Source organism: Streptomyces geranii, from assembly GCF_002954775.1.
GTDB classification, from domain to species: domain Bacteria; phylum Actinomycetota; class Actinomycetes; order Streptomycetales; family Streptomycetaceae; genus Streptomyces; species Streptomyces geranii.
The window spans coordinates 12,938-38,737 of sequence record NZ_PJME01000037.1 but is presented as its reverse complement, the minus strand read 5'-3'; the positions used below and the strand labels follow the sequence as shown (position 1 = coordinate 38,737).

General features: G+C 68.3%; 30 protein-coding genes. 8 read left to right on the top strand and 22 right to left on the bottom strand.

All coding sequences use genetic code 11. The features are described 5' to 3' along the window. Window positions 1-63: 63 nt before the first annotated feature. The 3 genes from CW359_RS32250 to CW359_RS32240 all read right to left on the bottom strand — a co-directional run bounded on the left by CW359_RS32250 (window position 64) and on the right by CW359_RS32240 (window position 3,104). Window positions 64-306 (bottom strand): helix-turn-helix transcriptional regulator, encoded by a 243-nt coding sequence (locus CW359_RS32250; RefSeq protein WP_105973741.1) that lies wholly within the window; start codon window positions 304-306, stop codon window positions 64-66. Window positions 307-762: 456 nt separating this feature from the next. Next, window positions 763-2,235, bottom strand: a complete 1,473-nt coding sequence (locus CW359_RS32245) for an ATP-binding protein (protein ID WP_105973740.1) — start codon at window positions 2,233-2,235, stop codon at window positions 763-765. A 2-nt stretch (window positions 2,236-2,237) separates the two neighbouring features. Continuing rightward, window positions 2,238-3,104: a bifunctional DNA primase/polymerase gene (locus CW359_RS32240; protein ID WP_105973739.1), complete on the bottom strand. Its 867-nt coding sequence runs from the start codon at window positions 3,102-3,104 to the stop codon at window positions 2,238-2,240. Window positions 3,105-3,216: 112 nt separating this feature from the next. On the opposite strand from CW359_RS32240, the gene CW359_RS32235 reads away from it, so the two are divergent. Beyond that, the gene (locus CW359_RS32235) at window positions 3,217-3,516 is read left to right on the top strand and encodes a hypothetical protein (RefSeq protein WP_157968689.1); all 300 of its coding nucleotides are present in this window, start codon (window positions 3,217-3,219) and stop codon (window positions 3,514-3,516) included. A 7-nt stretch (window positions 3,517-3,523) separates the two neighbouring features. Here the strand turns inward: CW359_RS32235 and CW359_RS32230 are convergent, their stop codons facing one another. The 9 genes from CW359_RS32230 to CW359_RS46045 form a co-directional block, all read right to left on the bottom strand. Further along, on the bottom strand, window positions 3,524-3,988 hold the full coding sequence (locus CW359_RS32230; protein ID WP_105973737.1) for a hypothetical protein: 465 nt from the start codon (window positions 3,986-3,988) through the stop codon (window positions 3,524-3,526). Between the two features lie 203 nt (window positions 3,989-4,191). Then, window positions 4,192-6,312, bottom strand: coding sequence for an FtsK/SpoIIIE domain-containing protein (locus CW359_RS32225; RefSeq protein ID WP_105973736.1), 2,121 nt, complete (start codon window positions 6,310-6,312; stop codon window positions 4,192-4,194). Between the two features lie 109 nt (window positions 6,313-6,421). Beyond that, window positions 6,422-6,721 carry a hypothetical protein gene (locus CW359_RS32220; protein WP_232838708.1) on the bottom strand — a complete coding sequence of 100 codons (300 nt, stop codon included), beginning with the start codon at window positions 6,719-6,721 and terminating at the stop codon, window positions 6,422-6,424. Window positions 6,722-6,723: 2 nt separating this feature from the next. Further along, window positions 6,724-7,041, bottom strand: coding sequence for a hypothetical protein (locus tag CW359_RS32215; protein WP_105973735.1), 318 nt, complete (start codon window positions 7,039-7,041; stop codon window positions 6,724-6,726). A 3-nt stretch (window positions 7,042-7,044) separates the two neighbouring features. Further along, window positions 7,045-7,437 carry an RRQRL motif-containing zinc-binding protein gene (locus tag CW359_RS32210; protein ID WP_105973734.1) on the bottom strand — a complete coding sequence of 131 codons (393 nt, stop codon included), beginning with the start codon at window positions 7,435-7,437 and terminating at the stop codon, window positions 7,045-7,047. Next, window positions 7,437-8,297 carry a protein spdB gene (locus tag CW359_RS32205; RefSeq protein ID WP_105973733.1) on the bottom strand — a complete coding sequence of 287 codons (861 nt, stop codon included), beginning with the start codon at window positions 8,295-8,297 and terminating at the stop codon, window positions 7,437-7,439. Before CW359_RS32205 ends, CW359_RS32210 begins: the two co-directional genes overlap by 1 nt. Further along, the gene (locus CW359_RS32200; RefSeq protein ID WP_105973732.1) at window positions 8,294-8,743 is read right to left on the bottom strand and encodes a Pycsar system effector family protein; all 450 of its coding nucleotides are present in this window, start codon (window positions 8,741-8,743) and stop codon (window positions 8,294-8,296) included. The genes CW359_RS32205 and CW359_RS32200 overlap by 4 nt, the downstream gene beginning before the upstream one ends. Beyond that, the gene (locus CW359_RS32195) at window positions 8,740-9,006 is read right to left on the bottom strand and encodes a DUF6284 family protein (RefSeq protein WP_105973731.1); all 267 of its coding nucleotides are present in this window, start codon (window positions 9,004-9,006) and stop codon (window positions 8,740-8,742) included. Before CW359_RS32195 ends, CW359_RS32200 begins: the two co-directional genes overlap by 4 nt. A gap of 90 nt (window positions 9,007-9,096) precedes the next feature. Then, complete coding sequence (locus CW359_RS46045; protein ID WP_198655477.1) at window positions 9,097-9,237, bottom strand: hypothetical protein; 141 nt, start codon at window positions 9,235-9,237, stop codon at window positions 9,097-9,099. A 420-nt stretch (window positions 9,238-9,657) separates the two neighbouring features. Here CW359_RS46045 and CW359_RS32190 point away from each other — a divergent pair, with 420 nt between their 5' ends. Further along, window positions 9,658-10,431, top strand: a complete 774-nt coding sequence (locus tag CW359_RS32190; protein ID WP_105973730.1) for a helix-turn-helix domain-containing protein — start codon at window positions 9,658-9,660, stop codon at window positions 10,429-10,431. A 2-nt stretch (window positions 10,432-10,433) separates the two neighbouring features. Further along, a complete protein-coding gene (locus tag CW359_RS32185; RefSeq protein ID WP_105973729.1) occupies window positions 10,434-10,907 on the top strand; it encodes an NUDIX domain-containing protein in 474 nt (157 codons plus the stop codon). Here the strand turns inward: CW359_RS32185 and CW359_RS32180 are convergent. The 5 genes from CW359_RS32180 to CW359_RS32170 form a co-directional block, all read right to left on the bottom strand. Continuing rightward, the gene (locus tag CW359_RS32180) at window positions 10,895-11,461 is read right to left on the bottom strand and encodes an HD domain-containing protein (protein ID WP_232838707.1); all 567 of its coding nucleotides are present in this window, start codon (window positions 11,459-11,461) and stop codon (window positions 10,895-10,897) included. The two genes, CW359_RS32185 and CW359_RS32180, sit on opposite strands and share 13 nt — an antisense overlap. Further along, window positions 11,458-11,925, bottom strand: a complete 468-nt coding sequence (locus CW359_RS32175; RefSeq protein ID WP_105973727.1) for a GntR family transcriptional regulator — start codon at window positions 11,923-11,925, stop codon at window positions 11,458-11,460. Before CW359_RS32175 ends, CW359_RS32180 begins: the two co-directional genes overlap by 4 nt. Before the next feature lie 215 nt (window positions 11,926-12,140). Next, entirely contained in the window at window positions 12,141-13,142 is a 1,002-nt protein-coding gene (locus CW359_RS45515; protein WP_157968688.1) for a ComEC/Rec2 family competence protein, read from the bottom strand. A gap of 94 nt (window positions 13,143-13,236) precedes the next feature. Beyond that, window positions 13,237-13,572: a hypothetical protein gene (locus CW359_RS45510; protein WP_157968687.1), complete on the bottom strand. Its 336-nt coding sequence runs from the start codon at window positions 13,570-13,572 to the stop codon at window positions 13,237-13,239. 209 nt (window positions 13,573-13,781) lie between these two features. Further along, complete coding sequence (locus CW359_RS32170) at window positions 13,782-14,510, bottom strand: hypothetical protein (RefSeq protein ID WP_105973726.1); 729 nt, start codon at window positions 14,508-14,510, stop codon at window positions 13,782-13,784. Window positions 14,511-14,830: 320 nt separating this feature from the next. Here CW359_RS32170 and rlmN point away from each other — a divergent pair, with 320 nt between their 5' ends. The 5 genes from rlmN to CW359_RS32145 all read left to right on the top strand — a co-directional run bounded on the left by rlmN (window position 14,831) and on the right by CW359_RS32145 (window position 20,950). Further along, the gene (gene rlmN, locus CW359_RS32165; protein ID WP_105973725.1) at window positions 14,831-15,937 is read left to right on the top strand and encodes a dual-specificity RNA methyltransferase RlmN; all 1,107 of its coding nucleotides are present in this window, start codon (window positions 14,831-14,833) and stop codon (window positions 15,935-15,937) included. Between the two features lie 254 nt (window positions 15,938-16,191). Continuing rightward, window positions 16,192-17,292, top strand: coding sequence for a thiamine ABC transporter substrate-binding protein (locus CW359_RS32160; protein WP_105973724.1), 1,101 nt, complete (start codon window positions 16,192-16,194; stop codon window positions 17,290-17,292). Then, window positions 17,268-18,965: an ABC transporter permease gene (locus CW359_RS32155; protein WP_105973723.1), complete on the top strand. Its 1,698-nt coding sequence runs from the start codon at window positions 17,268-17,270 to the stop codon at window positions 18,963-18,965. Before CW359_RS32160 ends, CW359_RS32155 begins: the two co-directional genes overlap by 25 nt. Next, window positions 18,962-19,990 carry an ABC transporter ATP-binding protein gene (locus CW359_RS32150; protein WP_105973788.1) on the top strand — a complete coding sequence of 343 codons (1,029 nt, stop codon included), beginning with the start codon at window positions 18,962-18,964 and terminating at the stop codon, window positions 19,988-19,990. The genes CW359_RS32155 and CW359_RS32150 overlap by 4 nt, the downstream gene beginning before the upstream one ends. A gap of 162 nt (window positions 19,991-20,152) precedes the next feature. Continuing rightward, window positions 20,153-20,950, top strand: coding sequence for a maleylpyruvate isomerase family mycothiol-dependent enzyme (locus CW359_RS32145; RefSeq protein ID WP_105973722.1), 798 nt, complete (start codon window positions 20,153-20,155; stop codon window positions 20,948-20,950). A gap of 77 nt (window positions 20,951-21,027) precedes the next feature. Here the strand turns inward: CW359_RS32145 and CW359_RS32140 are convergent, their stop codons facing one another. The 5 genes from CW359_RS32140 to CW359_RS32120 form a co-directional block, all read right to left on the bottom strand. Further along, window positions 21,028-21,717 carry an LAETG motif-containing sortase-dependent surface protein gene (locus CW359_RS32140; RefSeq protein ID WP_105973721.1) on the bottom strand — a complete coding sequence of 230 codons (690 nt, stop codon included), beginning with the start codon at window positions 21,715-21,717 and terminating at the stop codon, window positions 21,028-21,030. A 152-nt stretch (window positions 21,718-21,869) separates the two neighbouring features. Then, entirely contained in the window at window positions 21,870-22,991 is a 1,122-nt protein-coding gene (locus tag CW359_RS32135) for an LOG family protein (protein ID WP_105973720.1), read from the bottom strand. Between the two features lie 37 nt (window positions 22,992-23,028). Beyond that, the gene (locus tag CW359_RS32130) at window positions 23,029-23,448 is read right to left on the bottom strand and encodes a VOC family protein (RefSeq protein WP_105973719.1); all 420 of its coding nucleotides are present in this window, start codon (window positions 23,446-23,448) and stop codon (window positions 23,029-23,031) included. Between the two features lie 151 nt (window positions 23,449-23,599). Then, complete coding sequence (locus CW359_RS32125) at window positions 23,600-24,904, bottom strand: hypothetical protein (RefSeq protein ID WP_105973718.1); 1,305 nt, start codon at window positions 24,902-24,904, stop codon at window positions 23,600-23,602. Next, window positions 24,886-25,698, bottom strand: a complete 813-nt coding sequence (locus CW359_RS32120; RefSeq protein ID WP_105973717.1) for an ABC transporter ATP-binding protein — start codon at window positions 25,696-25,698, stop codon at window positions 24,886-24,888. The genes CW359_RS32125 and CW359_RS32120 overlap by 19 nt, the downstream gene beginning before the upstream one ends. Window positions 25,699-25,800 lie beyond the last annotated feature (102 nt).

The following is a 25,800-nucleotide window of genomic DNA, read 5'->3' as shown; positions in this document are numbered from 1 at the left end:
GGGGAAGGGAGGGCCACGGGGTGGCCCTCCCTGGGGTGTTGAGCTGTGCGGTGCGCCTGGGGGTCAGGCGGCGGTCCGGTCGTCGGCCATGCTTTGGGCGATGTAGGCGTGGACGACGGCGGGGTCGTAACGGACGTGTTTGCCGATGCGGAAGCTGGGCGGGCCGGTGTGCTTCTTGCGCCACTGGTAGACGGTCTCTTTGGGCACCTTTAGCAGCGTGGCGATGTCGTCGGGGGTGAGGTACTGGTCCGGGAGGCCACCTCGGAGGGTGGCGCGCGGGTCCGGATGTTCACGTGCGCTGCTCATGGCGTGTCCTCCGTGCGCGGGCCGAGCGTGCTGGGGGGGGCGTCGTGTGTGTCCGAGGTGGGAATTTCTGCGTCACCCGCGTCATCTGCGTCACGCGTGGCCCTGACCTGCGGTTTTGGGGTGACGCAGAGAGTTGGGCGTGCGTCATCGGTGACGCAGGCTGTCCGTCACCGATGACGCAGGTGACGCACGATGACGCAGAGACATGCCGTCTGCGTCACCCCTGTCTGCGCAGGTCACCCACCGTTTTGTGGGGTCGGGTGACGCAGGTGACGCAGCCTTCCCCTACTTAGGAAAAAAAGAGGGGCTGTCTGTGGTGGTGTGGGTGCATCTCAGGGAGCGAAGAAGGGGCCGCTTCGCGGCACGTCCTCGGGGCGCCGCGCGGCGGCGAACAGCAAGAGGAGCACGCCTCGCTGGGGGGTGCTCCTCTTGCTTGTGCGTGGTGGGTGGCGCCGGTCAGAACGCCCGTTCCTGCTCGTGCGAGGGCGGGGCGAGCCGGGTGATCTCGATGTAGCGGCCCTCTTTGGTGCGGCCGGAGTCGATGATCACGCCCCGGGCGGCGAGGGTGGGCTGAAGCCGCTTGAGACGGTCGGAGAGGACTTTGCCCGTGGTCGGCCACCCCTTGGGCAGAGCGCGCAGTTCGTCGCCGGCGTAGACGCGGCTGAGGCAGTGCAGCCACTGCGTGGACGTCATCCGCTCTTCCGCGCCCGCCTCCATGGCCGCCGCGTGCTCAATGACAGTCTGCGCCAACAGGTCGCCCTCGATGACGTCGTCGTTGAGGTCATCGAGGCTGGCCCGGTAGGCGGGCAGCGCTCCGAGACCGGTTGCCGCATCGAGCTGCGCGCACAGGTGCGCGAAGTCCGCCATCCGCAGGTCGGTCGGGGTCTCCGCCGCCACCGCACGCACCTTGACCGTAAGGTCGAGGAGCGAGCCGAGCACGACGGGCAGAGCTTCCGCGTAGTCGATCCACAGATCCGCTTCGGTACGCCGGATGCTGGGTCGCTCCAGGCGCAGGGGTAGAAGCCGTTCGGCGAGATCGGGCCGGATGACTCCGACGTCGATGCCGGTCAGGAGCAGGGGGCGGCGGTAGCCGACGCGGAACACGTCCCCGTCGGTGAACAGGGCCCGCTTGACGCTCTCGGCTCCGGTGACGATGCAGCACATCGCGTCGGACAGATCGGGGGTCATGTGGGAGAGGTTGTCGAGGGCCGTAACCCATCCGGCCGCCACGGCCGCGATCAGGTTCTCCTCGTCTTTCGGGGCCCGGCGCAGGTCCCCGCTCATGCCCTCGATGATCCGAACGAGCATCCGCCCGCCGGTCGATTTGCCCGCGCCCTGCGGGCCGGTGAGGAACGGGGCGGGGACGGGGACGGACGGTCCGAGACAGCCGATCAGCCACGCGATGGCCAGGCACTCAGTCTCCGAGTTGGCGAAGTTGCACAGCCGCATCAGGAGATCGATGCCCTTGCCGTCGGTGTCCTTGACGGGCAGCGGAAGTTCCCCGGTGAGCTGGGTACGGCGCCAGCACACTTCCTGCGGGTCGGGCGTGAGGATGTCCCAGCCTGTGGGGTGGATACGCACGGACTGACCGTCATCGCGTCCCAGGTCCAGCCAGGTCGCCCCGTCGAACCCCGGGGCGACGCGGATGTGCACGGGCTGCACGGTCTCGGTCAGGGCGAGTGCTTCGATCAGGTCCAGTGCCTCTTTGAGCGCGCTGCCGTTGAAGGCGCCGCGTCCGTCGCGGTAGAGGCCGACCATGAGTTCCTGGCGGTGGCTGCCGGTGGTGCCCTGGGAGCGGATGGGGCGGGCGACGGGCTGGCCGTTCTTCTGCGCGTACACGGTTCCGTCCGGGGTGCGGAAGTAGCGGAAGTGGGATTGCGCGTAGTCGGTGATGATTTGGCGGGCGGGGTTCTTGTCGTCGTCGGCCATGGTCACAGTCCCAACGTGGTGAGGGCGTTGGTCCACGCGTCGGTGCAGTGCCGGGGCGATTCGCCCTTGGCCTGCGCGGCGGTGAACAGCCGGGCGACGTGCGTGTCGGTGAGGCAGCCGCACCGGCCGTGCGTGAACAGCACCGCAAGGAACGTCCGGTAGACGGTGGCGTGCACCGCCTCACGGGCGCCGGTGATGTGCTGCTCCGCCATGGCGATCCCACGGTCCAGGAACACGGGCGAGCGGTGGCGGCACTGTCCGCCTTGGCCTCCCAAGGGCGCTGAGAGGGTCTGTGGCGCCCTACGGGCGGGAGAGGGGTCCGTCAGTGCCAGAGCACGCACAGCGCCCGGGAGGGCGGCCATGGCGCCGCTGCCCCATCCGCGCCAACGGGCGTATCCCATAAGGGACTTGATGTCGACGCCGGGCCGGACCGCGTTGGCGGACGGCATGACGCCCTGGTAGATCCAGTGCTCACCCCGGGTTGTCGGCACGATGCAGGTCGAGGGCAGCGCTGTGCGGGCCCACGCGATGGCTTCCGCGTTGTCGAGGTCGACGACGGTGAGGCCGGCGCCGCCGGGGTGGTAGGCGACCGCCGCCGCTTCCCGCCACGCCCTCGCCCATGCAGGCGAGTTGAGGACGGTCGTGTCGGTGGTGGCGGCGGCCCATGCGTGGCAGGGCGCCGGGCAGTGGCAGGGGCCGGGGGTTTTCATGTTCGGTCGGCCGCCGCACGCGTTGTTCGCGCAGGTGCGGCAGTTGCCGAACGGGACCTTTCCCGCCCGCAGGGGCAGCGGTGGTACACCGGCCGTCGCCAGGCTGAGCGCGGTGTGCAGGTGTTCGGGGGCTCGCCGAATGTCGGTGGGTTGGGTCATGCTGGATGCCTCCACAGGTCTGTTGAGGGCAGGTGGATCAGGGCGGCCCCGGTTCTTTGGCGAGATGCGGGGGCTGCCCTGTCTGTTGCTGGCTGTGAGCGAGGGGGATGGCGTGGCCGAAGACGTGATCAGTGCTCGTCTGCACGCGAGAGTTCGGCGGGACTTTCCGGATGCCGACGTTGCGCGGGGAGTGGCCGGTGCCCTGCGTGTGCTGGCCGACGAACTCGCCAACTCGCTACAGGACACGGAGCGGCTCTTGGCTGCGGCCGTGTTCATTGCCGCCGGGGACATCGACCAGTTCCGTGCGGCGATCCGCCTCGCACGGGCGGACTGGCGCGATCTCCTCATGGCAGGGGAGTTGGGTCACGGGAACTGGCCGCACGTGCTTGATGAGGAACTGGGTTCCCCGTAGCTGTTGGTCAGCCGTAGAACTTGTTGCGCTTGATGACTGCCTTGCGGATGTTGACCGTGGTCCCGCCCTTGTGGCCGCTCGCGCTGAACACCTGGACGGCGATCCAGCCGCCGAAGATGACAGCGGCGAGCGTGATGAGCTGAGTGATCAGTGCGGTGAGGGCGGTGATGAAGGTGGTGAGGAGCAGCAGTCCGCCGCACACGGCGAGGAATCCGACGCCCCCGAGGGCGACGTTCACCGCAGTGCGGGAGACGGCCGGCGGGGTGGCGACCGGTTCGGGCCGCATGGGGTCGATGGCGTAGCCGGTGACGACCCGCCCGTCCGGCAGCACGACAGATGCGACCGCCGGGACGGTGCCCGGCTGGACGGGAACGAGGGGCGCGGGTACGGCGATGACGGGTTGTATCGGGGTCGGTTGGTGGATGGTCACGGCCCGTTCGGCGGGCGCGGGGCCGGTGGTCTCGGGGTACATGCGGAATCCCTTCCGGCGGTATGGCAGGGAGGCAGGGACACCCCCTGGCAGGTGAGCTGTGGAGGGGGTTTTCGGGGTCTGACCTGCGTCCCCTCCCTGACTCCCTGGCGATCATTTGTGCAGGTCAGGCCCAGGGAGGTGGGCCAGGGAGGGGGCCAGGGAGGTCTCCCTTCCTCCCTGGCCCGCCGGGGGTCGGCTCCCTGTCACTCGGCGGCGGAAGCGGAACCGTCGCTGTCGCGGTTGGTGAGGGCGCGGGAGACGCGTTCGGCACCGACGACCATGCGGCCGTCCGACTTGTAGGGCTCGGCTCCGGTGCCGTCCAGCTCGCGCTTGAGGTCGATGAACGACCAGGCGCCGTAGGCGTCCGCGTCCAGCACGGTCAGCCGCTTGAGAACCTCCTGCGTGAGCACACGCGGGGCATCCCCGAGCACGGACGCGATGTCGGCGAGCGCGTCTCGCTCCTCGCCGGTGTCGACGACGCGCAGGGTGGTGATGCCGGCGCGCATGGCCTTGGCGCGGTCGGTGATGGCTTCGGCCGCGTCGTCGTCGATGTAGTGCGTGCGGACCGTGATGGACGCCTGCCCGGCGGGAATGGCGATGCCGGACGAGGCGAGGACCAGGGTTCCCTGATCCAGACCGGGACGCAGCAGATTGGGTGCCGCACCGCCGTCAACTGCCTTGTCCCCCAGCGCCATCCGCGCCTGAGACTCCGTGCCCAGCGCGAGCGAGGCCCGCGTGTGGGCACCCTCCCGGACGAGCTTGGGGAGGTTCTGGTCGGTGGGGTCCTGCGTGCCCTGCCACATCAGGACGTTCACGGCGCGGCCCTGGTTGTGAATCTTGCGGACCGCCATGAAATACCGGGACGTGGCCTTGGAGCCGCCGTAGGGGCGGCGCTCGTCGTCGACGACCGGGCACATGAACGCCATCTGTGCTTCGTCCACGATCACGATCAGGGCGGGGAACACCGTTCCGGGCGGCGCCTGGATACGGCGGTTCATCTCCTCGACCGCGTTCTCGACCATCTCGGTCACCTGGATGACGTGGTCGTCGGTCGGGCCCTGGATCAGCACGTCGGCCAGGCCGTAGAACATCTTCCAGTCACCGACGCCCTTGAGGTCGCCGATCCAGAACTGCACCGACTTGTCCAACGCGAGCCACAGCGCGAGGGAGCGCAGGGCGACGGTCTTGCCCTGGTTCGACAACCCGGTGATCAGCAGGTGGCGCTGATACACGCTCAGTGCCGCCATATCGCCACGCAGGTCCTGACCCCACGGCGCCTTGCCCTTGGTGTAGTCGGCGGTCATCGTCTCGTCCGTGACCAGCGGAGACGGACCGATCGGCTCGTCCAACGCACCCGAGTCGGCCACCCACAGCCGCACCGTGCGCGCCGCCTGGGGGATGGTGATGAACACTTCGTGCTCGTGCCGGGTCAGGTTCTCGGCGAGCTTGCGGCGCCGGTTCTGCACCTCGATCGTGGAGACCCCGGACGGAAGGGTGACGTCGACTTCGACGCCGCATCCGGCGATGCGGATCGGTCCGAGCATGGAGGCGCCGGCGTCGCCCATGTCCTTGATGGCGTTGCGGAGTGCGGGTACTCCGAGGTCGCGCAGGGCCTTGACGACGATGGACGGGGTGACCGGTTCGCCCTCGCTGCTGCGGACGTTGGCGGGCAGTGCCCACTGCGGTGCAGCTTGCTGCTTGCTGCCGACCGCCCACAGCGCGAACAGGGCGAGCAACGGGCCGACGATCAGCGCGGTACCCCACGTGACCTGGACGATTCGGATGAGTAGGGCGATGAACTCGATGGTTGCTTTCAGTGGGGTGATGACGTCGGTGATGTCGTGGTTGTTGATCGCCATGACGACCCCGAGGGCGACCAGCACCCCGATGCTCACCCCGGTCCCGACCGCGAGGCCCTTGGCGGCCTCTACCGGCGAGTGCAAGAGGTCCATGCGGCGGTGGTGGCGGGCCTGGCGGAAGCGCTGCAAACGCTCCTCCCACTCCTCGGCAGCTTCCAGGTTTCCGGCTGCTTCGGCTGTGCGGATCATGCGTTCGTAGCGGGCGCCGGTCTTGCCGTCCCAGGTGCGGCGGGCCACGATCCGGCCCCCGTTGAACGTGTAGAGACTGTGCCGGGCCACCGCACGGGCAACGGTGCGGGTGTTCTCGTGCGTGACGGCGGTTTTGACGGCGCGTCCGGAGCGCACCCACAACGGCGTCAGCGGCGCCGGCGGGGCGTCGGGCACCACGGTCAGCACCGTCGGTGTCACGTCCGGCTCAGGGCCGGTCGGCTCGGTTTTGGTGAGAGGGATGACGTTGTCGGTCATGCTGGTACTGCTCCTGACTGCCCCCCTTTTTTGCGGGGGCGGGATGGGTGAGGGTGCCGGGGTGCCTGTGTCCGTGGAAAGAGCGGGCACCCCGGCGGTCGTACGACGTTCAGCAGTGGCGGCGAGCGCGGTTCTCGGCATGGCTGAGCTGGGACGGCCTGGTACGGGGCCCGTCGATCCAGCAGAAGGGGCGGATGCCGTCGGCGGCGTTGAACACACGGATCGCCGCCCCCGGCGGGGCGTCGGGCAGGGGGTAGACGCGACCGCCGGCCAGCGAGGCCAGCAGTCGGGCACCGTGATGCTCACATCCGTCCGCCCCCTCGTTGACCTCGTCCAGCACGGTCACCACGGGCGGGCCGACACACGGGGTCGGGTCCTGCGGGTGGGCGGCGGGGCAACGGGCGTCCATGCTCACCACCACCCCGAACGCTTCTTCGCGGCCTTCGCGCGGGCGGCCTCCGTGATCAGACGCTGCTTCTCGCCGTACAGAGCGGTCAGCTCGGCGGTCAGCCGCATCTCCGCGTTGGCGATGGTGGTATCCATCCGCTGCTCCGCACGGGCGGTGCTCTTACCGCGTACGACCCGGTAGGAGCCGCCGACCGTGGCCCGGGCCATCGCCCGACGCTCCGCACCGTTCAGCGGCCACGACTCACCACGCTTGACCGCTTCCAGCTTCGCGGCGGCCTTCTGGATCTCACGGTCCAGACGACGGATATCGGACTTGGACACAGATCAGCCCTCTTTCGGGGTCGGCTCGGGGAAGGCACACAGGACACACATGCCGAGCGACGTCGGCAGGCAGTAGCCGTAGATCACCCGGCACTCCGGGCAGGTGCGGCGGGCCAGCATCGCCAGCGCCAGGGCGCCCCACTTGCGGGACGTCATCGGGCGGACGGGCTTGGCGAGGTCGATCCGGTACAGGTAGGCGACCCTCACCCCGCCCGCCCGCCGGTTGACGCGCATGACCTGCGCCGCTATCGGCTGGCCCCCCGGACGCAGCCCCCTGGCCCGTAACTGGCGGCGGGTGGCGAACTGCTCGTCGTCGGGGGCGAACTTCCACGGGAAGGTGGGGACGCCGTAGCGGGCGCCGGTGGGGTCGAAGCACCTGCCGTACGCGGCGGACATCAGGCAACCCGCTTCCATGCCGCCCGAAGACGGACCTCGGAAGCGGAGTGGCCGGCCGCACGGAAACGAATCGCCATCTCGCGATACGACAGGGCAGGGTTCTGGCTGTGCCGGATCTCGTCGACCAGGTCGTCAAGCTCCTGATCGGTGAGCGCGGGTACCGCTTCCAGCGAGCGCGTTCCCACGGGCTGTGTGGCTCCCCAGACGGGGAGTTCCCAGCGGGGTGTGACGTCGGGTGTGACGCGGCTCGTCACGCTGGTCAGCGCCCTGCCGGTGTCATCTCCCTGCCGTGCCGCTTCCAGCGTCGACCACGCCCCGGCAAGGGACTTGGCGGTCTTGGCCTGGACGCGTGCGACGCGGGCTCCGGCCTGCGTCACGGCCGTCAGCCGCGTCTCCTCGGTCGAGGCTTCGGCCCTCAGCCGAGCGCGGGCCACCGCTGCTTCGTCACGGGCCTCTTGCTGGATGCTCTGGATCGCTCCGAGGGCGGACGGGGTGAGCGCGGTGCGCTCCCACAGTCCGTGCACGAGCCACAGCGCCTTCGCCGCGATCGGCAACCAGGCAACGGCCAGCCACGCGCCGGTGCCCTGCTCTGCGGTGAGCGCGTGCGCGACCAGGACACCGGCCGCGATCAGACCGAACGACCAGCCGACGGCGGTCACGGCGCGGTTGTGGTCGCCCTGCGCTGTGAGACGGCGCTCGTAGGCGAGGGTGGCCAGCCAGCCGCCGTCGATGCCGAGACCGACGACCAGCGCGACCGGCCACGGCACCGCCGTGCCCAGCCACATGAGGACCACGGCCAGGGTGAGGACCATGGACACGGCCGTCATCGCGACGGCGGGCAGGACGGTCTTGGCCTTCATGCCGCACCCCCGAGGGTGAGCAGGGCGGCGAGGATGAGCAGGGCGCCGCCGGTCAGGGTGCAGTCGACCGCGCGGCGCAGCCCCGTGAACTTGGCCACCGCGATCCGGGACAGGCCCGCGATGTCCGCGCCCCTGTCCTCAGCGAGCACGGCGGTGATCTGCTCGGGGGTGAGCGTGGCCCACAGCGGGAAGCCACGGCCCCCGCGCAGGTTCGGACGTACCGACCACAACAGCACGCCGGCCGCCGCGACCAGCAGCCCCATACCGAGACCGCCTGCCACACAGGCGGGAACGGTCAGCGGGGCATCCTTGGCGACGGTCCACGTGCCGGCCAGGACCGCGCCGACGAACGCGAGCAGCAGACCGGTCTTGGTGTCGGTCCGGGCGATCTCCGCTTTCACCTCCGCATGCGCGGCGGCGAGAGCCTGTGAGGTGGTGGTGTTCACGCGCCCACCTCCGGAGTGAACGGGGCGGTGGTGTTGGCGAGGGTGCGGCCGGCGGCGAGCACCTTGCGGCGGGCCCGGCGGACACGCCGCACGTCCAGCTCGGTCGGGGTGCGGTCCATGGTGATGATCTGCGCGTCCAACAGGTGGACCTGCGCGAGGATCAGCGGCATCTCGAGCTCGATGCCGTCCAGCTCAGCGGCCGTCGGCTCCATCCAGTCGGCGAACGCGGTAACAGCATCCTGAACAGTGACGATGTGCTTCATGGGTCGTGGTCTCCCTAGCAGGTGGAAACGGCCCGAAGCGGCGCCCGGGTAGCCCCCCGGGCGCCGCGCGCCGTTGATGTGGTGGGTTGGTCAGCCGTTGCGGCCGTAGGCCACGTTCAGCTCCGCCACCGCGTCCGTGCACTCACCGGACGTGATGCGGTCGTAGACCTCCTGGCCGGCCTGGACGGCTTCGGGGGAGGTCAGGTCGGTGGCGGACTCCTGCGACTTCATGCCAAACACATGCGCTCCTGGTGTCGTAGGTGGTGGGCCATCGCCGACGGATCGGCGGGCCGCGTGCCCCTGCCTGCTTCGCTGCGTACGCCCGTTGTGGCCGGGCAGGGGCCAAGGTTCGTTGTTCTCGAATCACGCTGTTCAGTTCTCAAGCAACTGCCGATCGCGGACGCTCGCGGCGAGCGGCCGAAGCCGCCTTCCTGACGAGCTGTTCCGTTCCAGCTATGCAGTACCTGTTTTACAGGTACTGCATAGGGGTCCGTCAAGTACAGCGACGGGACTTCCTGGTTTTCGCACCGGGACTTCTTGGTGCACCATCAGCATCGGTGCAGGTCGGGGGAGTTGGTCACCCCATACGTGGACACCTCAGGGACATCTAGCTACCGTCAAGAAGTCCCAGACGTCCTACCGGGAGAGCAGATGTCCAACGAGCGTTTGCGGTCAGCCCTGTTGGCCCGTGGCATGACCGTCCAGGGGCTGGCCGAAGAGATCGACGTCAACCCGAAGACCGTGGAACGGTGGATCACCCAGGGGAAGGTGCCGTACCGGCGACACCAGTACGCCACGGCGTCGGTGCTGAAGATGGACGTGACGACACTGTGGGATGACACCCGCGCTGTGGACAGCGCTGCGGACCTCAGCAAGGCGGAAATCGTCACCGTCTACCCGCACCGCCACCTGGTCCCGTCCGGCCTCTGGCGCGAGATATACGAGCGCGCTGAGAGGTACCTCGATGTCCTCGTCTACTCGGGACTGTTCCTGTCCGAAGACCCCCAGTTCCTCGGCCTCCTCAAAAAGAAGGTGGAACTCGGGGGACACATGGGTCAGACCCAGGTGCGCATCCTGCTCGGAGATCCCAAGTGCGCGGCAGTGAAGCAGCGCGGCATCGATGAGGGACACGGGATCATGGACGGCAAGATCCGCAACGCCCTGGTCAACTACCGCCCGCTCTTCGAGAGCCACCCGGAGATACGGTTCCGGCTGCACGAAGCCACGCTCTACAACTCGCTGTTCCGCGCGGATGACGAGATCCTGGTCAACACCCATGTCTACGGCGTCGCCGCTTACATGGCTCCCGTCCTTCACCTGCGACGAATGCCCGGCGGCGGATTGTTCGACACCTACGCCAATAGCATCGAACAGACCTGGGGAGGAGCACGCCAGGCAACAGAAGCCGACTTCAAAGGAGCCTGACCATGGGACGCATTGACCACTTCCACAACCCCGACGCCCCGCCGGCCAACTCAGTCGTTCCGTCCGTGGTGGCGTTCGTACAGAACTCCGCAGGGCATGTGCTCCTGATCAAGCGTTCCGACAACGGCCGGTGGGCACTGCCGGGCGGGGGCCATGACGCCGGCGAGTTCATCAGCGACACCGTGGTGCGGGAAGTCTGGGAAGAGACCGGCATCAAGGTGGAGGTCCTCGAACTGTCCGGGATCTATACCGACCCCGCGCACGTGCTCCAGTACGACGACGGCGAGGTCCGGCAGCAGTTCAGCATGTGCTTCCGCGCGCGGCCGGTGGGCGGCGACGTCCGTACGAGCAACGAAACGACTCAGGTCCGTTGGGTCAACCCAACGGACCTGTCTCAGTACGACATCCACCCCACCATGCAACTCAGGATTGAGCACGCGATGGATCAGACGCGGACGGCGCCCTACATCGGCTGACGCTTGGCGGCGGCGACCCGTTCGAGCACGCGCGATGTGGTCGCGAGGATCTCCGGCTCGGCTCGGCGGATGAACGTGCCGATCAGGCTGTCCGGCCCGTAGCGGCCGGTGATCTCGTTGATCCGGTCCACGGGGTTCGTAGGCGTACCGTCCGGCGTCGTATTCATATCGCAGTAGCAAAGTGCGTCGTTCAGTCCGGCGGGTTCGCGGGCGAACTCACCCTCAAGCTCCTCGCGCAGACCCCGGGCTTCCGCCTCCATCCACGCGCAGGAATGGTGCGCTACCAGGTTCACGACCCGTTCGTCCGCCCGCGCGATGTCCCGGAGGTAGCGCGCACCATCGAGCGGGTGGAACCCCGTCTTGGCGAGGTCCGGCGCGTAACCGATGTCGTGCAGTACCGCAGCCGCTTCCAAGAGTTCCGCGTCCTCGCCGACGACGGCAGCGATGGTGCGTGCCCTCTCAGCGACTCCGAGCGAGTGCTTCCAGCGACGCGGCAGCGGCTCGGACAGCAGCGATTCCGCGAGCGGGTACGCCCACTCAGTCAGTCCCGTCAAAGTGACGAACGCTCCTCTCGATTCGGCAGGGCCCGCACAGTTCGTAGCTTGCCCTGCCCTCCCTCGGACAGCCATCCCGCAGCTTCCAGCTTCTCCAGTGCCTTCGTCACCGTCGGACGCGAGACCTCAAACCTCTCGCACAGGGCGGAAGCACTCGGGAAGGTTGCCCCCACCTTCAGCTTGTCATCCGCGATGACCTCAACGAGCCGTTCCGCGAGCGGCCGGCTGTCGGTCCGCTGTCCATCCCGGATCACGCGCCAGCGTCCGCCAGGAACTGGCTCCGCAACACCCTCTTTCTGGAGTGCTGCGAATGCCCGGAGTACTACGCCGCGCGAGACTCCGTGATCACGTACGAGTTCTGAGGCCGATGGCAGCTCCGTCATCCCCGGCTCCGCCGCAATCTGAGCCTTCACCGCGTACGCAATCTTCAGGAAAGTCCCCCGAGGGCTTACCTCCTGAGACACCTGTTCTCCCTCCCCGTCGGTCCATCGTTGGGGCCAAGCCTCGCATGACGGGCCCTCATCCATGGCGAGCAGGCACTATAGGGGTACTCCCCTCTTCAAGGCTGCACCCATTTCCCTTATCGTTAACCCTCGCCGGTTGGTTCCGCCGATTCGTGCCTCTTCCGGGGCGGTAGGTTTTTTTGTGATGCGTACCAAGCGCGTGTGGATTCGGTAGTTTAGATAGGAACCTTGAGCGGATTGGCCGGGGCGAAGGTGTCAACTTTCCAGACTCCGCCAGTCAGCGGAATTCGTGCGCGAAGATGGCCAATAACTCCGTAGGGATCTCGGGGATTCTTTGCCATACTGCCGAGCTTGGCCGCCTGTCTCCTGAATGCTGCATTCGGAGTGGGTTGACGTGGCGAGGTGATCCATGCCTTATCGGTGTGTTGGAGGAAGTATCTAATTTCGTCATTGTTGGGAACGTTTGCACTGCCTCCGCGAAAGGGTGCAAGCAGTACAACCGGCATATCGCTCAATAGCTTATCCCAGAGTCCGTCGTGGTGAGACGTGCTGGAACCATGGTGTGCGGCTTTGTAAAGCGTTGCGGGATCTGTAGGGTTGAAGCTCTGGAGGACCGCCCCCCAACCGCATCCCATAGGCCCCTTAAGGATGTCTGCGCCAAGCAGCACATTTACCGTGCCTGCGGTCACCCATAGGGCGATCGATGCCTCGTTAGGGTTGTAAGTCGAACGGCGAGTGCGTTCGCCCATCTCGTATAGGTGATCAGTCGCCAATGCTTCAAGGGCCCGAGTGACGGCATGCTCCGATGGGGATAGAGCGGTTACGCGTGCGGCTGGCGCGGTGCCCAGGGTGGAGAGATCCAGTAGCACCTTGTTCTCTTCGGCCCGACGTAAAGGGCGCACACCTATTCTATTTTTTCGCTGTTTAACAATTTCAAAAATTCTTCTATATTCGCTATAGGCGGCAGTGTTGGTAACTCCAGCGATATCGTGATCGGCCACGACGAGTGCAAGGAATTCGCGGGTCATCAATGCCTGGGACGTGACGACGGTGGCCGCAGAACAAGCCTCGACAGTTTCTGCAATTCCGTCGAAGTGATCATCGTGGGCGTGAGTTGCTACCACTGCGAGAACCTCAGTGGCGAGATCAACGCCGATTCCGCGAAGATAATCCAGGGAAGCGACCTTGCGAGTTCGTTGATCGCGACACGAATCCACGACTATCCATCGTCGTGCTCCGAGGTGCACGACAACGGACTCACCTTTACCGGGGCCGAATAGAGAGACCTCGAATGCGTCGGGTGAGGGCGGCTCAGTCGAATAGCTGCTCAAGGTGCTCCATGAGGGCGTCAGCTTTGGCGTACACGTCTTGTACGTCCTTTTGGGTGATTCGGCCCAGTCGTCGAAGTCGTAGACTCTCGGTCAAGGTCGGCCGTTTTCCAGGAGAACTTACCTTGCGAACTGATAGGTAGAATACGTCGCCAGGCGCGGCGCTGGCAGCATCGGAGCCGAGCAATTCTCGATCAAAATCCGCTGTGATGGATATTCCCTCGCGATCGATCGGGTACAGCTCTGCGGTGAAGAATCCCTCGTCGACGGCGAGAATCTTTCCCTCCCACTTGTTTAGCCCGGTGAGCGTGCCCGGCATGATCGGCTGTGTATGGGGGGCGTGGGTGCTCCAAGTCGAGGGGCTCCTGCGGGGCTGCTCCGACTGGGTGGGGGTCTGGGTTTCGCTAGGTCGTCTGGAGGGGTCAGCGGCAACCGGAGCCCTCGGAGCGTCGTAATCCGATAGAGCAGATGAAGTCAGTGAGCTGCTTTGGGCTGCTTGGCTAGGAGGAGTGAACGATGTGGCGGTCCTCATTGACGTCCCCTTGCCGCACTCCCTAGGGATGCGACGCGATCGATGATGGACTGAGCGCGGAGGCGGGAGCTGCTGAAGTCTTCGGTCAAAATCTTTGTGGCGACGGCGACCTTGTCAACCGACCGATCTAGATTCGTCTGCTCTGGAAGGGCAGGTGCCGTCCGTCCGGTGGGAGGTGCCGCCTGGGTGAGGGTGTGGTGGTCGTTGACTGAGACGAACACGCCGGGCTGAACTACAACGGAAGGCTGGACCTGGATGTTGACGGAACCGCTGTAACCGTCGTTTCGTGCAGCGCAAATACCGATGTTCGCCATTCCCGGCAAGTGCAGCACGTCATTCCACAAATCCTTGGGTGTCAGAGCATCGCCGATAGCGTGCCACTCTTCGAACCTTGCCGAGAAGTGCACTACACGGTTGATGCCCATCGCGCTGATGCGTGGGGTTCCTGATGAAAGCAAGATCCCAGCAGCCAAATCTCTGGCTACCTCTACGTCGTCGATAGCATCGGTTTTGACCTCAAGAGTGTCTGGCAATACTTTGAGGTCAATCGAGCCGAGGTGAACGAGGGTGCCATTGGAGCTGATGAGGTCGGTTCGATAGGACTCGTAGTCCTCGGCGCCGATCAGATCCATCTGTCGAAGCCAGCGTGGCGTGACAACAAGTGGATCGAACTCGCCCAGCACCACCACCGCCAGGGTGTCGCTGACCAGCTCCGGCTTGTCCACCTGGTTCCTTCCCTCGCGCGGTCTTTGCCCGAACACTGGTGTCCTCCCTGGCATGCTATCCGCTGCTGCACCGCCGGGAACATGGTCTTGCTACCTGCACACGAGATGTCGTCAACCTGAACCACGAGAAGGCGAGCGGGGTCGCTGTGCCTGTACATACAGGGGCTCTACCAGCGCACACGCGCCCCAGGTCACGGTAGGCCGGGCCGTCTCTGGGCCGTCCGAGGGGGACCCATGACGACCAGAGACGACCAACAACGACCACCACCCCCGCCTCGCGCTCCAGGTCACACGATTCGATCTGCGACACTGGTACAGCCATGCCTAAGCCCGGAGAACTCACATTCGTCGCCCCGCGCGGAGCCCAGAAGCCGCCGCGGCATCTCGCCGATCTCACGCCCGCCGAGCGTAAAGAGGCCGTTGCCGCGATCGGTGAGAAGCCGTTTCGTGCCAAGCAGCTCTCGCAGCACTACTTCGCGCGCCTCGCGCACGACCCGGCCGAGTGGACGGACATCCCCGCCGCCTCGCGCGCCAAGCTCCAGGAAGCGCTGCTTCCCGAGCTGATGACGGTCGTGCGGCATCTGTCGACCGACCAGGAGACCACCCGCAAGACCCTGTGGCGGATGGTCGACGGGACGCTCGTCGAGTCGGTGCTCATGCGGTACCCGGACCGGGTGACCATGTGCATCAGCTCGCAGGCCGGGTGCGGGATGAACTGCCCGTTCTGCGCGACCGGGCAGGCCGGTCTCGACCGGAATCTGTCCACCGCCGAGATCGTGCATCAGATCGTCGACGGCATGCGTGCGCTGCGGGACGGGGAGATTCCCGGTGGGCCCGCGCGGCTGTCCAACATCGTCTTCATGGGCATGGGCGAGCCCCTCGCCAACTACAAGCGCGTCGTCGGCGCCATCCGCGCGCTGACCGACCCCGAGCCGGACGGGCTCGGGCTGTCGCAGCGGGGGATCACCGTCTCGACCGTCGGGCTGGTGCCGGCCATCAACCGGTTCTCCGACGAGGGCTTCAAGTGCCGGCTCGCCATCTCCCTGCACGCACCGGACGACGAGCTGCGCGACACCCTCGTGCCCGTCAACACCCGCTGGAAGGTCCGCGAGGTCCTCGATGCCGGGTGGGAGTACGCGGCCAAGTCGGGGCGTCGGCTGTCCATCGAGTACGCGCTGATCCGGGACATCAACGACCAGGGCTGGCGCGGTGACCGGCTCGGGCGGCTGCTCCGGGGCAAGCCCGTGCACGTCAACCTGATCCCGCTGAACCCGACGCCGGGGTCCAAGTGGACCGCCTCGCGGCCCGAGGACGAGAAGGCGTTCGTCGAGGCCATCGCCGCGCACGGGGTGCCCGTGACCGTGCGGGACACCCGGGGGCAGGAGATCGACGGGGCTTGCGGACAGCTCGCGGCCACCGAGCGGTAGGTCGGGAGCACCGGGCGGTAGCCCGCGGCCACCGGGCGGTACTCTTACGTCGTACCTACATATCTTCATATTCCGACAGGGGAGCGCCACAGCGCTGAGAGTGCGGGACAGCCCGCAGACCCTCTGAACCTCGCCCAGGTCATTCTGGGTAGGAAGTTCGGTCACCACTCAAGCTGTTGCGCCCTGCCCGGAACCCGCCATGGGTCCCGGGCAGGGCCGCGTCTCTTCCTGGTCATCCCAGGAGGAAAAGTCCAGTGAGCACTACCAAGCAGGTCACGTTCGCGGCCACCGCCGTGGCCGTCGCGCTCGGGCTTGTCACGCTGTCCGCGTGCGGGTCGTCCGGCGGTGACAGTTCCAGCGGGTCGGCGACGGAGTCCAAGAACGTCACCCTCATCAGCCATGACTCGTGGGCCGTCTCCAAGGATGTCCTCGCCGCCTTCGAGAAGCAGTCCGGGTACACCGTCAAGGTCCTCAAGGACGGTGACGCCGGGCAGGCCGTCAACAAGGCGATCCTGACCAAGGACAACCCGCAGGGCGATGTCTTCTTCGGCGTCGACAACACGCTCCTCTCCCGCGCGCTCGACAACGGGCTTTTCCAGTCGTACGAGGTGAAGGACGCCGCCGCGATCCTGCCCGCCTACCGCACCGACGACGACAAGCACCGGGTCACGCCGATCGACACCGGCGACATCTGCGTCAACTACGACAAGGCCTGGTTCAGCGAGCACAAGCTGACCCCGCCCGAGTCGTACGACGATCTGATCAAGCCCGCCTACAAGGACCTCCTCGTCACCGAGAACGCCTCCACCTCCTCGCCCGGCCTCGGCTTCCTGCTCGGCAGCGCCGCCAAGTACGGCGACGACGGCTGGCAGGACTACTGGACGAAGCTCAAGGCCAACGGCGTCAAGGTCGTCGACGGCTGGGAGCAGGCGTACAACGAGGAGTTCTCCGGGTCGGCCGGCGGCAAGAAGGCCAAGGGGGACCGGCCGCTCGTCGTCTCCTACGCCTCCTCGCCGCCCGCCGAGGTGATCTTCGCCGACCCGAAGCCGAGCACCGCTCCGACCGGGGTCTCGACCGGCACCTGCTTCCGGCAGATCGAGTACGCGGGGCTGCTCAGCAACGCCGAGAACGCCACCGGTGGCAAGGCGCTGCTCGACTTCCTCGTCGGCAAGACCTTCCAGGAGGACATGCCGCTCAACATGTTCGTGTACCCCGTGCGGGAGGGCGCCCAGGTGCCCGCCGAGTTCACCGAGTACGGGCCGCAGGCCAAGGACCCCGAGACCATGGCCCCCGCGAAGATCGCCGAACACCGTGACCAGTGGGTCAAGTCGTGGACATCGCTCGTACTGAAGTAGCCGCCCGAGGAACAGCCCCGGCGGCCGGGCGCGCGAAGGGTGCCGTACTGCGCGGTGCCCTGCTCGCGCTGCCCGTCTTCTTCTTCGCGCTCTTCTTCGCCTACCCCGTCGCCGCGATCGTCGCCCGTGGGCTCCACGTCGACGGGGTCTGGCGGTTCGGGCAGGTCGGGGACGTGCTGGCCGACTCCGGTATCCGGCACGTCCTCTGGTTCACCTGCTGGCAGGCGCTCGCGTCCACCGCGCTCACGCTGCTGATCGCGCTCCCCGGCGCGTATGTCTTCGCGCGCTTCGATTTCAGGGGCAAGCAGATTCTGCGGGCCGTGGTGACCGTGCCGTTCGTGCTGCCGACCGTCGTCGTCGGTACGGCGTTCCTGGCGCTGCTCGGGCGCGGCGGGCTGCTCGACGAGCTGTGGGGCGTACGGCTGGACACGACCGTGTGGGCGATCCTGCTCGCGCACGTCTTCTTCAACTACGCGGTCGTCGTGCGGACCGTCGGCGGGCTCTGGGCGCAGCTCGACCCGCGGCAGGAGGAGGCCGCACGGGTGCTCGGGGCCTCGCGGTTCGCGGCCTGGCGGCAGGTCACCCTGCCCGCTCTCGCGCCCGCCGTCGCCGCCGCCGCGCTCATGGTCTTCCTCTTCACCTTCACCTCCTTCGGGGTCGTGCAGATCCTCGGCGGCCCGACCTTCGCCACCCTCGAAGTGGAGATCTACCGGCAGACCTCCGAGATCTTCGACCTCGGTACGGCCGCTGTCCTGACGATCGTCCAGTTCGTGGCCGTGGGCGCGGTCCTCGCCGTGCACGCCCGGACGGTACGGCGGCGGGAGAGCGTACTGCGGCTCGTGGCACCGGAGATCACCTCGCGCCGGCCGCGCGGGCGGGGGCAGTGGGCGCTGCTGGGCGGGGTGCTGGTGAGTATCGCCGTGCTGCTCGTGCTGCCGCTCGGGGTTCTTGTGCAGCGGTCGTTCGACACGGCTGGCGGGGCCGGTCTCGGCTACTACAGGGCGCTCACCAGCGACGACTCCGGGATCTTTCTGGTCGCGCCTATCGCCGCCATCGGGAACTCGCTTCAATACGCCCTTGCCGCCACCGGTATCGCTGTCGTGGTGGGGTCGCTTGCCGCCGTCGCGCTCACCCGGCGCGATGCCGGGCGGATCGTACGAGGGTTCGACGCGTTGTTGATGCTGCCGCTCGGGGTGTCGGCGGTGACCGTCGGGTTCGGGTTCCTCATCGCGCTCGACGAGCCGCCGCTGGATCTGCGCAGCAGCTGGATCCTCGTACCGCTTGCGCAGGCGCTGGTCGGGGTGCCGTTCGTGGTGCGGACCATGCTGCCGGTGCTGCGGGCCGTGGACGGGCGGCTCCGGGAGGCGGCTGCCGTGCTCGGGGCGTCGCCCTGGCGGGTCTGGCGCGAGGTCGATCTGCCCATCGTGCGGCGGGCGTTGCTGGTCGCGGCCGGGTTCGCGTTCGCGGTGTCGCTGGGGGAGTTCGGGGCGACCGTGTTCATCGCGCGGCCCGACAGCCCGACCCTGCCGGTCGCCGTGGCCCGGCTCCTCGGCCGTCCCGGTGACCTCAACTACGGCCAGGCGATGGCCCTTTCGACGATCTTGATGGTGGTGTGCGCGGTGGCCCTGCTGGTGCTGGAGCGGCTGCGGACCGACCGGACCGGGGAGTTCTGACGATGACCATGCTCAGTCTCGAAGGCGCGACCGTACGGTTCGGGGCGCGGGCCGTGCTCGACGGGGTCGGGCTCGATGTCGCCGAGCACGAGATCGTGTGCGTGCTCGGGCCGAGCGGCAGCGGGAAGTCGACGTTGCTGCGGGTGGTCGCCGGGCTTCAACCCCTGGACGCGGGGCGGGTGTTGCTCGACGGGCGGGACCTTGCCGGGGTGCCCGCGCACAAGCGTGAGGTCGGGCTGATGTTCCAGGATCATCAGCTGTTCCCGCAGCGCGATGTCGGCGGGAATGTCGGCTTCGGGCTGCGTATGCATCACGTGTCCAAGGAGCAACAGGGCTTGCGGGTGCGGGAGTTGTTGGAGCTGGTGGGGTTGCCGGGGGCCGCTGGGCGGGCTGTTGCCGCGTTGTCCGGTGGGGAGCAGCAGCGGGTCGCTCTTGCCCGGGCCCTTGCGCCTCGGCCCCGGTTGCTCATGCTCGACGAGCCGCTGGGGCAGCTGGACCGCTCGTTGCGGGAGCGGCTTGTCGTCGAACTCCGGGAGCTTTTCGGGCGGTTGGGGACGACCGTGCTTGCGGTCACCCATGACCAGGGGGAGGCGTTCGCCCTTGCCGACCGGGTGATCGTGATGCGGGACGGGTTGATCGCCCAGTCCGGTACACCGCTTGAGGTCTGGCAGCGGCCCGCCGATGAGTTCGTGGCTCGGTTCCTCGGCTTCGACAATGTGGTCGAGGGGACGGTGAGCGGGCAGGTCGCGGATACGGCGTGGGGCAAGGTGCCGGTGCCCGAGGGGAGTTCGCAGGGGGTGCGGGTGTTGTTGGTGCGGCCTGCTGGGGTGCGGTTGGTGTCTGTGGAGGAGGGGCTGCGGTGTGTGGTGGCCGCGCGTACCTTTCGGGGGACGCATGTCGCTGTGCGGCTGCAGCCTGAGGGGGCACCTTCGGTGGAGGCGGCTTGTGCGTTGCGGGAGGCGCCGGAGTTGGGGGAGGTGGTGGGGGTGGTCTTCGAGGTGGGGGAGACTGTTGTGCTTGGGTGAGGGGTTGGGTTTTCTCGCCCCCGCCGCCCCTACCCGTCCCATCCCGTTCCTGGGGGCTGCGCCCCCAGACCCCCCTATCGCGCTGAACGCGCTCGTCCTCAAACTCCCCCAGAGGGGGGACCCCCAACGGGCTGAAGGTGCCCCGGCACTAGGGTTTTGGGTATGACGACGCTCCCGCACAGCCGCTACTGCGATGAGATCGCCCACCAGGTCGGGCAGTTGAGAGGTGTGCTCACCTCCGGTGTCGAGCTGTCCGCCACCGTGCCCACCTGCCCCGACTGGACGTTCGAGCAGTTGGTGCGGCACACGGGTGGGGCCCTGCGGTGGGTGGACGCGTTGGTGCGTACGCGGGCCGAGGAGGAGATCGACGAGGCGCAGGTATTTCTCGGTGGTGGTCCCGAGGCTCAGGGGGATGTCGCCGCGTTGGACGCCTGGCTCGCCGAGACCGGTGAGCTGGTCGTCGGGGCGTTGCGTGAGGCCGGGCCCGACGCCAAGGTGTGGGCGTGGGCCGGGGTGCACACTTCGGGGTTCTGGGCGCGGCGGATGGCCCACGAGGTCACCGTTCACCGCGCCGACGCGACCCTTGCCGCCGGGCTGCCGTACGAGGTCGCGGACGACATCGCCGCCGATGCCATCGACGAGTGGCTGCAGATCGTCGAGTTCGTACAGCGCACCGATCCGCACGACGCGGCGCGGGAGTTGCGTGGGGCGGGGCGGAGTATTCATCTCCATGCCACGGACGCCGCCCCCGAGTTGAACGCCGAGTGGCTCGTCGAACTCACCGAGGACGGTGTCGTCTGGCGTCGTGGGCATGAGAAGGCGACCGTCGCTCTGCGCGGGCCGCTCACCGACGTCCTGCTCGCCTTCTACCGCCGACTGCCGCTGGACAGCCCGCGGTTGGAGGTTCTCGGGGATCGGGAGCTGCTGGAGTTCTGGCTAGAGAGGGCCACCTTCGGGTGACGACCTGACTACAGGGGTGTGGCCCGGCCCCTGGAACTTGGCGCTCCGGGGTCGGGCCACAACGTACTGGCGGAACGTCAGTTGTTGCTCGACGTCCCACGACGGCGCATGCCGAAGAAGACGGCGCCGCCGCCGACGGCGACCAAGGCCGCCGCGATGCCGGCGATCACGCCCGTGTTCGAACTGGCGCCGGTCTCCGCGAGGTTGGAGCTGCCGCCCGCGGGCGTCGGAACGCTGCTGGCGGGGGCACCCGGGGTGCTCTCGTCGGCCGACGGGGTCGGGGTCGCCGACTCCTCGGGCTCCGATGCCGACGGGGTCGGCGTCGCGGACTCGGACGGCTCCGGGGTCTCCGAGGCCGGCGGGGTCGGAGTCGGGGTCGGCTCCGTCTTGCAGGCCTCGCCCGGGGTGGTCACGTCACCCTTGATGTACTCGTCGACCTGACGGCCGGCCTTGACGTGGACGCGGTACGTCGTGTTCGGCGCCCAGTCCTCCGAGAAGTTGACGGTGACGCCCTCACGGGTGCCCACGACGTCCTCAGAGCCGATGACCTTGTCGCCCAGGTACACGGTGACCGTGGCGGGCGTACCCGACGGGTCCTTGTCGGTCACGCTGATGACACCCTTGTCGCCGTCGCACTTGGCGACGGCGGAGAACTCACTGATGTTGCAGGCGAACGCGTTGCCGGCGACGCCCAGCGCGAGCGCGGCCGAGGCGGAGGCAACACCGAGAAATCGCACGGAACGTGCGGTACGGCGGGATATGGACACGATTGCCCTTCACGGAATGCGCAACTGAGGGGGGTGGAGGGAGTGAAGAGACCTCATCACCTCATCACCCCCAGGAGTCTCACAGGTTTATAAGCGCGGCATAAGGGCTGTCAATCTATATGCAGGCTCCAGGCATTGGTTTTGCCTAGCCGTTAACCAGCGAGACGTTTCAAGGCCTCCGGGGCCTCCTCGATCCGGTCGACCAGGGCGATCCGGTCCTCCATCGCCCGCTCCCGCGCGAGCGCCCGCAGCAGCGGCCAGGCGGGCAGCCGTTCGGTCCAGTGCGCGCGGTCCACGAGCACCATGGGCGTGGGCTCGCCGCGCGACTCGTAGTAGTTCGGGGTCGCGTTGTCGAAGATCTCCTGTACGGTCCCGGCGGCGCCCGGCAGAAAGACGACCCCCGCGTTCGAGCGGGCCAGCAGGCCGTCCTCGCGGGTGGCGTTGGCGAAGTACTTGGCGATGTGCGAGGCGAAGGCGTTCGGCGGCTCGTGCCCGTAGAACCAGGTCGGGATGCCGACCGAACCGCCGCCCCCGGGCCATCGCGAGCGGACCTCGAACGCGGCGCGCGCCCACTCGGTGATCGAGGGCGTGAACGAGGGCGCCGCCGCGAGGAGTTCGCACGCCTCGTCGAGCGCGCCGTCCTCGAACGGCGCCGTGTACGCGCCGAGGTTCGCCGCCTCCATCGCGCCCGGGCCGCCTCCCGTGGCGACGGTGAACCCGGCACGGGTCAGCTCACGCCCCAGGCGCGCGGCACCGGCGTACGCCTCGGTCCCGCGTGCCATCGCGTGCCCGCCCATCACCCCCACCACCTGCGTGCCGCGCAGGAGTTCGTCGAGGGCGTCGGAGACGGAGTCGTCGTGGACGGAGCGGAGCGTCGAGGCGTAGATGTCGCCGTCGGCCTTGGTGCGCTGGAACCAGGCGTATGCCAGGGCGTCGGGGGTGTGTTCGTAGCCCTTGTCGAGACCGGCGAACAGGTCGTCCGGGGTGTAGAGATGGCCTCGGTACGGGTCGAACGGCAGGTCCGGTACGGGCGGGAAGACCAGGGCGCCCGCCGCGCGGACCTTCGCCGCCGCGTTCTCCCGCATCGCGCAGCCGAGGAAGACGGTGCCCGCGGTGTCGCTGGTCAGCAGTTCCTTCGTACGGTCCGTCAGGTCGACGGCCTGGACACGGAATCCGGCGAGGGTGCCGCGCGCGGAGACGACGGCGTCGAACTCCGCCAGCGTCTCGATCTCACGGTCGTCGTGGTGGGCCGCATGGGCGGGGCTCGTCTGCACCCGCCCATGTAAGCACGGTCCGTGTCGGGGGTTCGTCCTAACCCTGGACGGCCGCCGGGTCCATCCACACGACCTCCCAGGTGTGGCCGTCGAGGTCGTCGAACGAGCGGCCGTACATGAAACCGAGGTCCTGTGTCTGGCCGGTCGGCGAGCCGCCGGCGGCGAGCGCCTTGTCGACCAGCTCGTCGACCTTCTCGCGGGTCTCGGCGCTCAGCGCGATCAGCACCTCGCTGGTCTTCGTCGCGTCCGCGATCTCCTTCGAGGTGAAGGTCGCGTAGAACGCCTTGGTGAGCAGCATCGCGACGATGCTGTCGCTGATCACGATCGACGCGGCGTTGTCGTCGCTGAACTGCGGGTTGATCGTGTAGCCCAGCTCCGTGAAGAACTTCTTCGACGCGGCGAGGTCGCTCACGGGCAGGTTCACGAAGATCATCTGCTGGTAGGTCGGCGAGGTCATCGGAGTCTCTCCCAATCGGACTTTCGGATGTGTGTTGTTCGGAGGGGTAGACCCGGGGGTCGGGCGTAACTCATCGGTGGGTGCGAGATTTTTTTCGTACGAGTCTGCCGCCGGGTCTCGCTACGGATACAGATGCGGGTACGCGTACGGGTCACGCGGTCAGGGGGAGCGCCGCCAGTTCCGCGATCAGGAAGGTCAGCGGGACGAACAGGGCCAGCAGGGCGGTCGCGCGCAGGGCTGCCGCGGTGCGCAGGGTCGTGGCCGGGGCGCCCAGGCGCAGCAGCGCGGCGGTGGTGTCCGCGCGGGCCGCTCTCGCCTCGACGGCGGCGGTGAGGAGCGTGGCGATCGTGCAGCCCGCCACGACCAGGGCGCCCAGGGCGGTGAGCGGGCCGAGGGACGGGTCGTCGGCGTCGTACAGCGTGACCATGGCGTACGCGCCGGATGCCACCGCGCACACGACGCCGAGGGGGCGGCCGATGCGGGTCGCCTCCGCCATGAGGACGCGGCCGGCGAGGAGACGGAGGGCGCCGGGGCGGACGGCCTGGAGGAGGCGTCCGCAGAGGTGGGTGAGGCCGGGGCCGGCGAGGGCGAGGCCCAGGGCGGTGAGGGTCCAGCCGGCGAGGACGGCCGCAGGGCTGCCGGTGGCTCCGCCGGGGATGGTGAGGCCGGGGGTGTGCGGGTCGCGGCCGGCGTATGCCTCGACGGCGAGGCCGGCCGCCAGGACCGCGATGCCCCAGGGGAGGTCCCGGGGGGTGGGGTTGGGGGCGGGGAGGGGGTTCGGGTCGGTGGGTGGTGAGGGGGCGGGCTCCTGGGCCGGAGTTTCCGCGTAGCCCGGGGTGGTGGCCGGGGCGTCGATCGAGGCACTGGTGTCCGCGGTCTGGGCGGCCCGGCGGCCGGAGGCGTTGTACGGGCGTAGACGTGGGCGGTTGCCCGGAGTCGGGCGGGGGTCCCGTGGGCGCAGCGTCAGGGCGACCGACAGGGATGCCGCCGCCGGTACCAGGGTCAGCAGGGTCAGGGCCGCCGGGAGGGGGAGGGGGTGGTCGGCGGCCAGGAAGTCCGCCGCGTCGCCGTCGAAGGGCATGCCCGTCAGGTCGCCGCGCAGGTGGAGGAAGAAGAGAAGGGCCAGCATCGAACCCAGCAGGCAGGACAGGGCCGTCGTCGCCGCCGAGACGGCCATCAGGCGGGCCGGGCCCAGGCCGATCGCCGACAGGCCGGGGCGGGGTCTCGTGCCGGGGTCGGTACGGGCCACCGCCACCGCGAAGTAGACCGTGGCCGCCATGGGGGCCAGGCACCAGGCCAGCCGCAGGGCCGAACCCCCGGCGGTGTCCTGGTGGGCGAGGGCGTGGCCCAGCGTGCCCAGGAGGAGGAAACCCGTGGCCGCCGTGGCCGTCGCGACCAGCAGACGGCGGAACTGGACGCCCGGGTGCGACCCGCGGGCTAGACGGAGAGCGAGCACGCGGCCCGGCCTTCCGCATCGGTTCCGGCACCGGCGTCGGCCTCGGCACCCTCGTCGGCCGCTGTCTCTGCCGCTGCCTCGGTCTCCTTCTCCGGCACCGGTGGCAGATGCACCGTGTTCACGCCCCGTCCGTCCAGGAGGGACACCGTGCGGTCCGCGAGCGATGCCGTCGCCGCGTCGTGTGTCGCCAGGATCACCGTGATGCCGTGCGAGCGGGCCGCTGTCGTCAGGGTCCGCAGGACGTGCGCGCGGTCCGCCCGGTACAGGGGAGCCGTCGGTTCGTCCGCGAAGAGGATCGTGGGGGCCGGGGCCAGTGCCCGCGCGATCGAGACGCGCTGGCGTTCGGACTGGCGCAGTTCGTGCGGGTGTCTGCGGGCGCGGTCGCCGATGTCCAGGCGTTCCAGCCACTCCATGGCCGCCGTCTTGGCGCGCCGGCGGCTGGTGCCGCGCAGCATCAGGGGCAGGGCCGCGTTCTCCCAGACGTTCAGTTCGGGTACGAGGACGGGGGCCGGGTCGATCCAGCCGAACCGGTCGCGGCGCAGCCGTTCGCGGGTGAGCGGGCCCATCGTGTGCACGGGCACGCTGTTGAACCAGACCTCGCCGCGCTGGGGTCGTACCAGGCCCGACAGACAGCGCAGCAGGGTCGTCTTGCCGCTGCCGCGCGGGCCGCTGACGGCGAGGATCTCGCCCTCGCGGACGCCGAGCGAGACACCGCTCAGCGCGGGCGAGCCGTCGTTGTGCTGGAAGTGCAGGGCGCGTGCCCAGAGCACGTCGTTGTCCGGCGGGGCCACCATCGCGTACACCTCGTTCTGGTCCGTTGTGCCTTGCAGTCCCCCGTGCGGGGGAACGAGAGCAGGGCCGATCGGTTACCAGGCACGCTAAGGATCCCGGGTGCG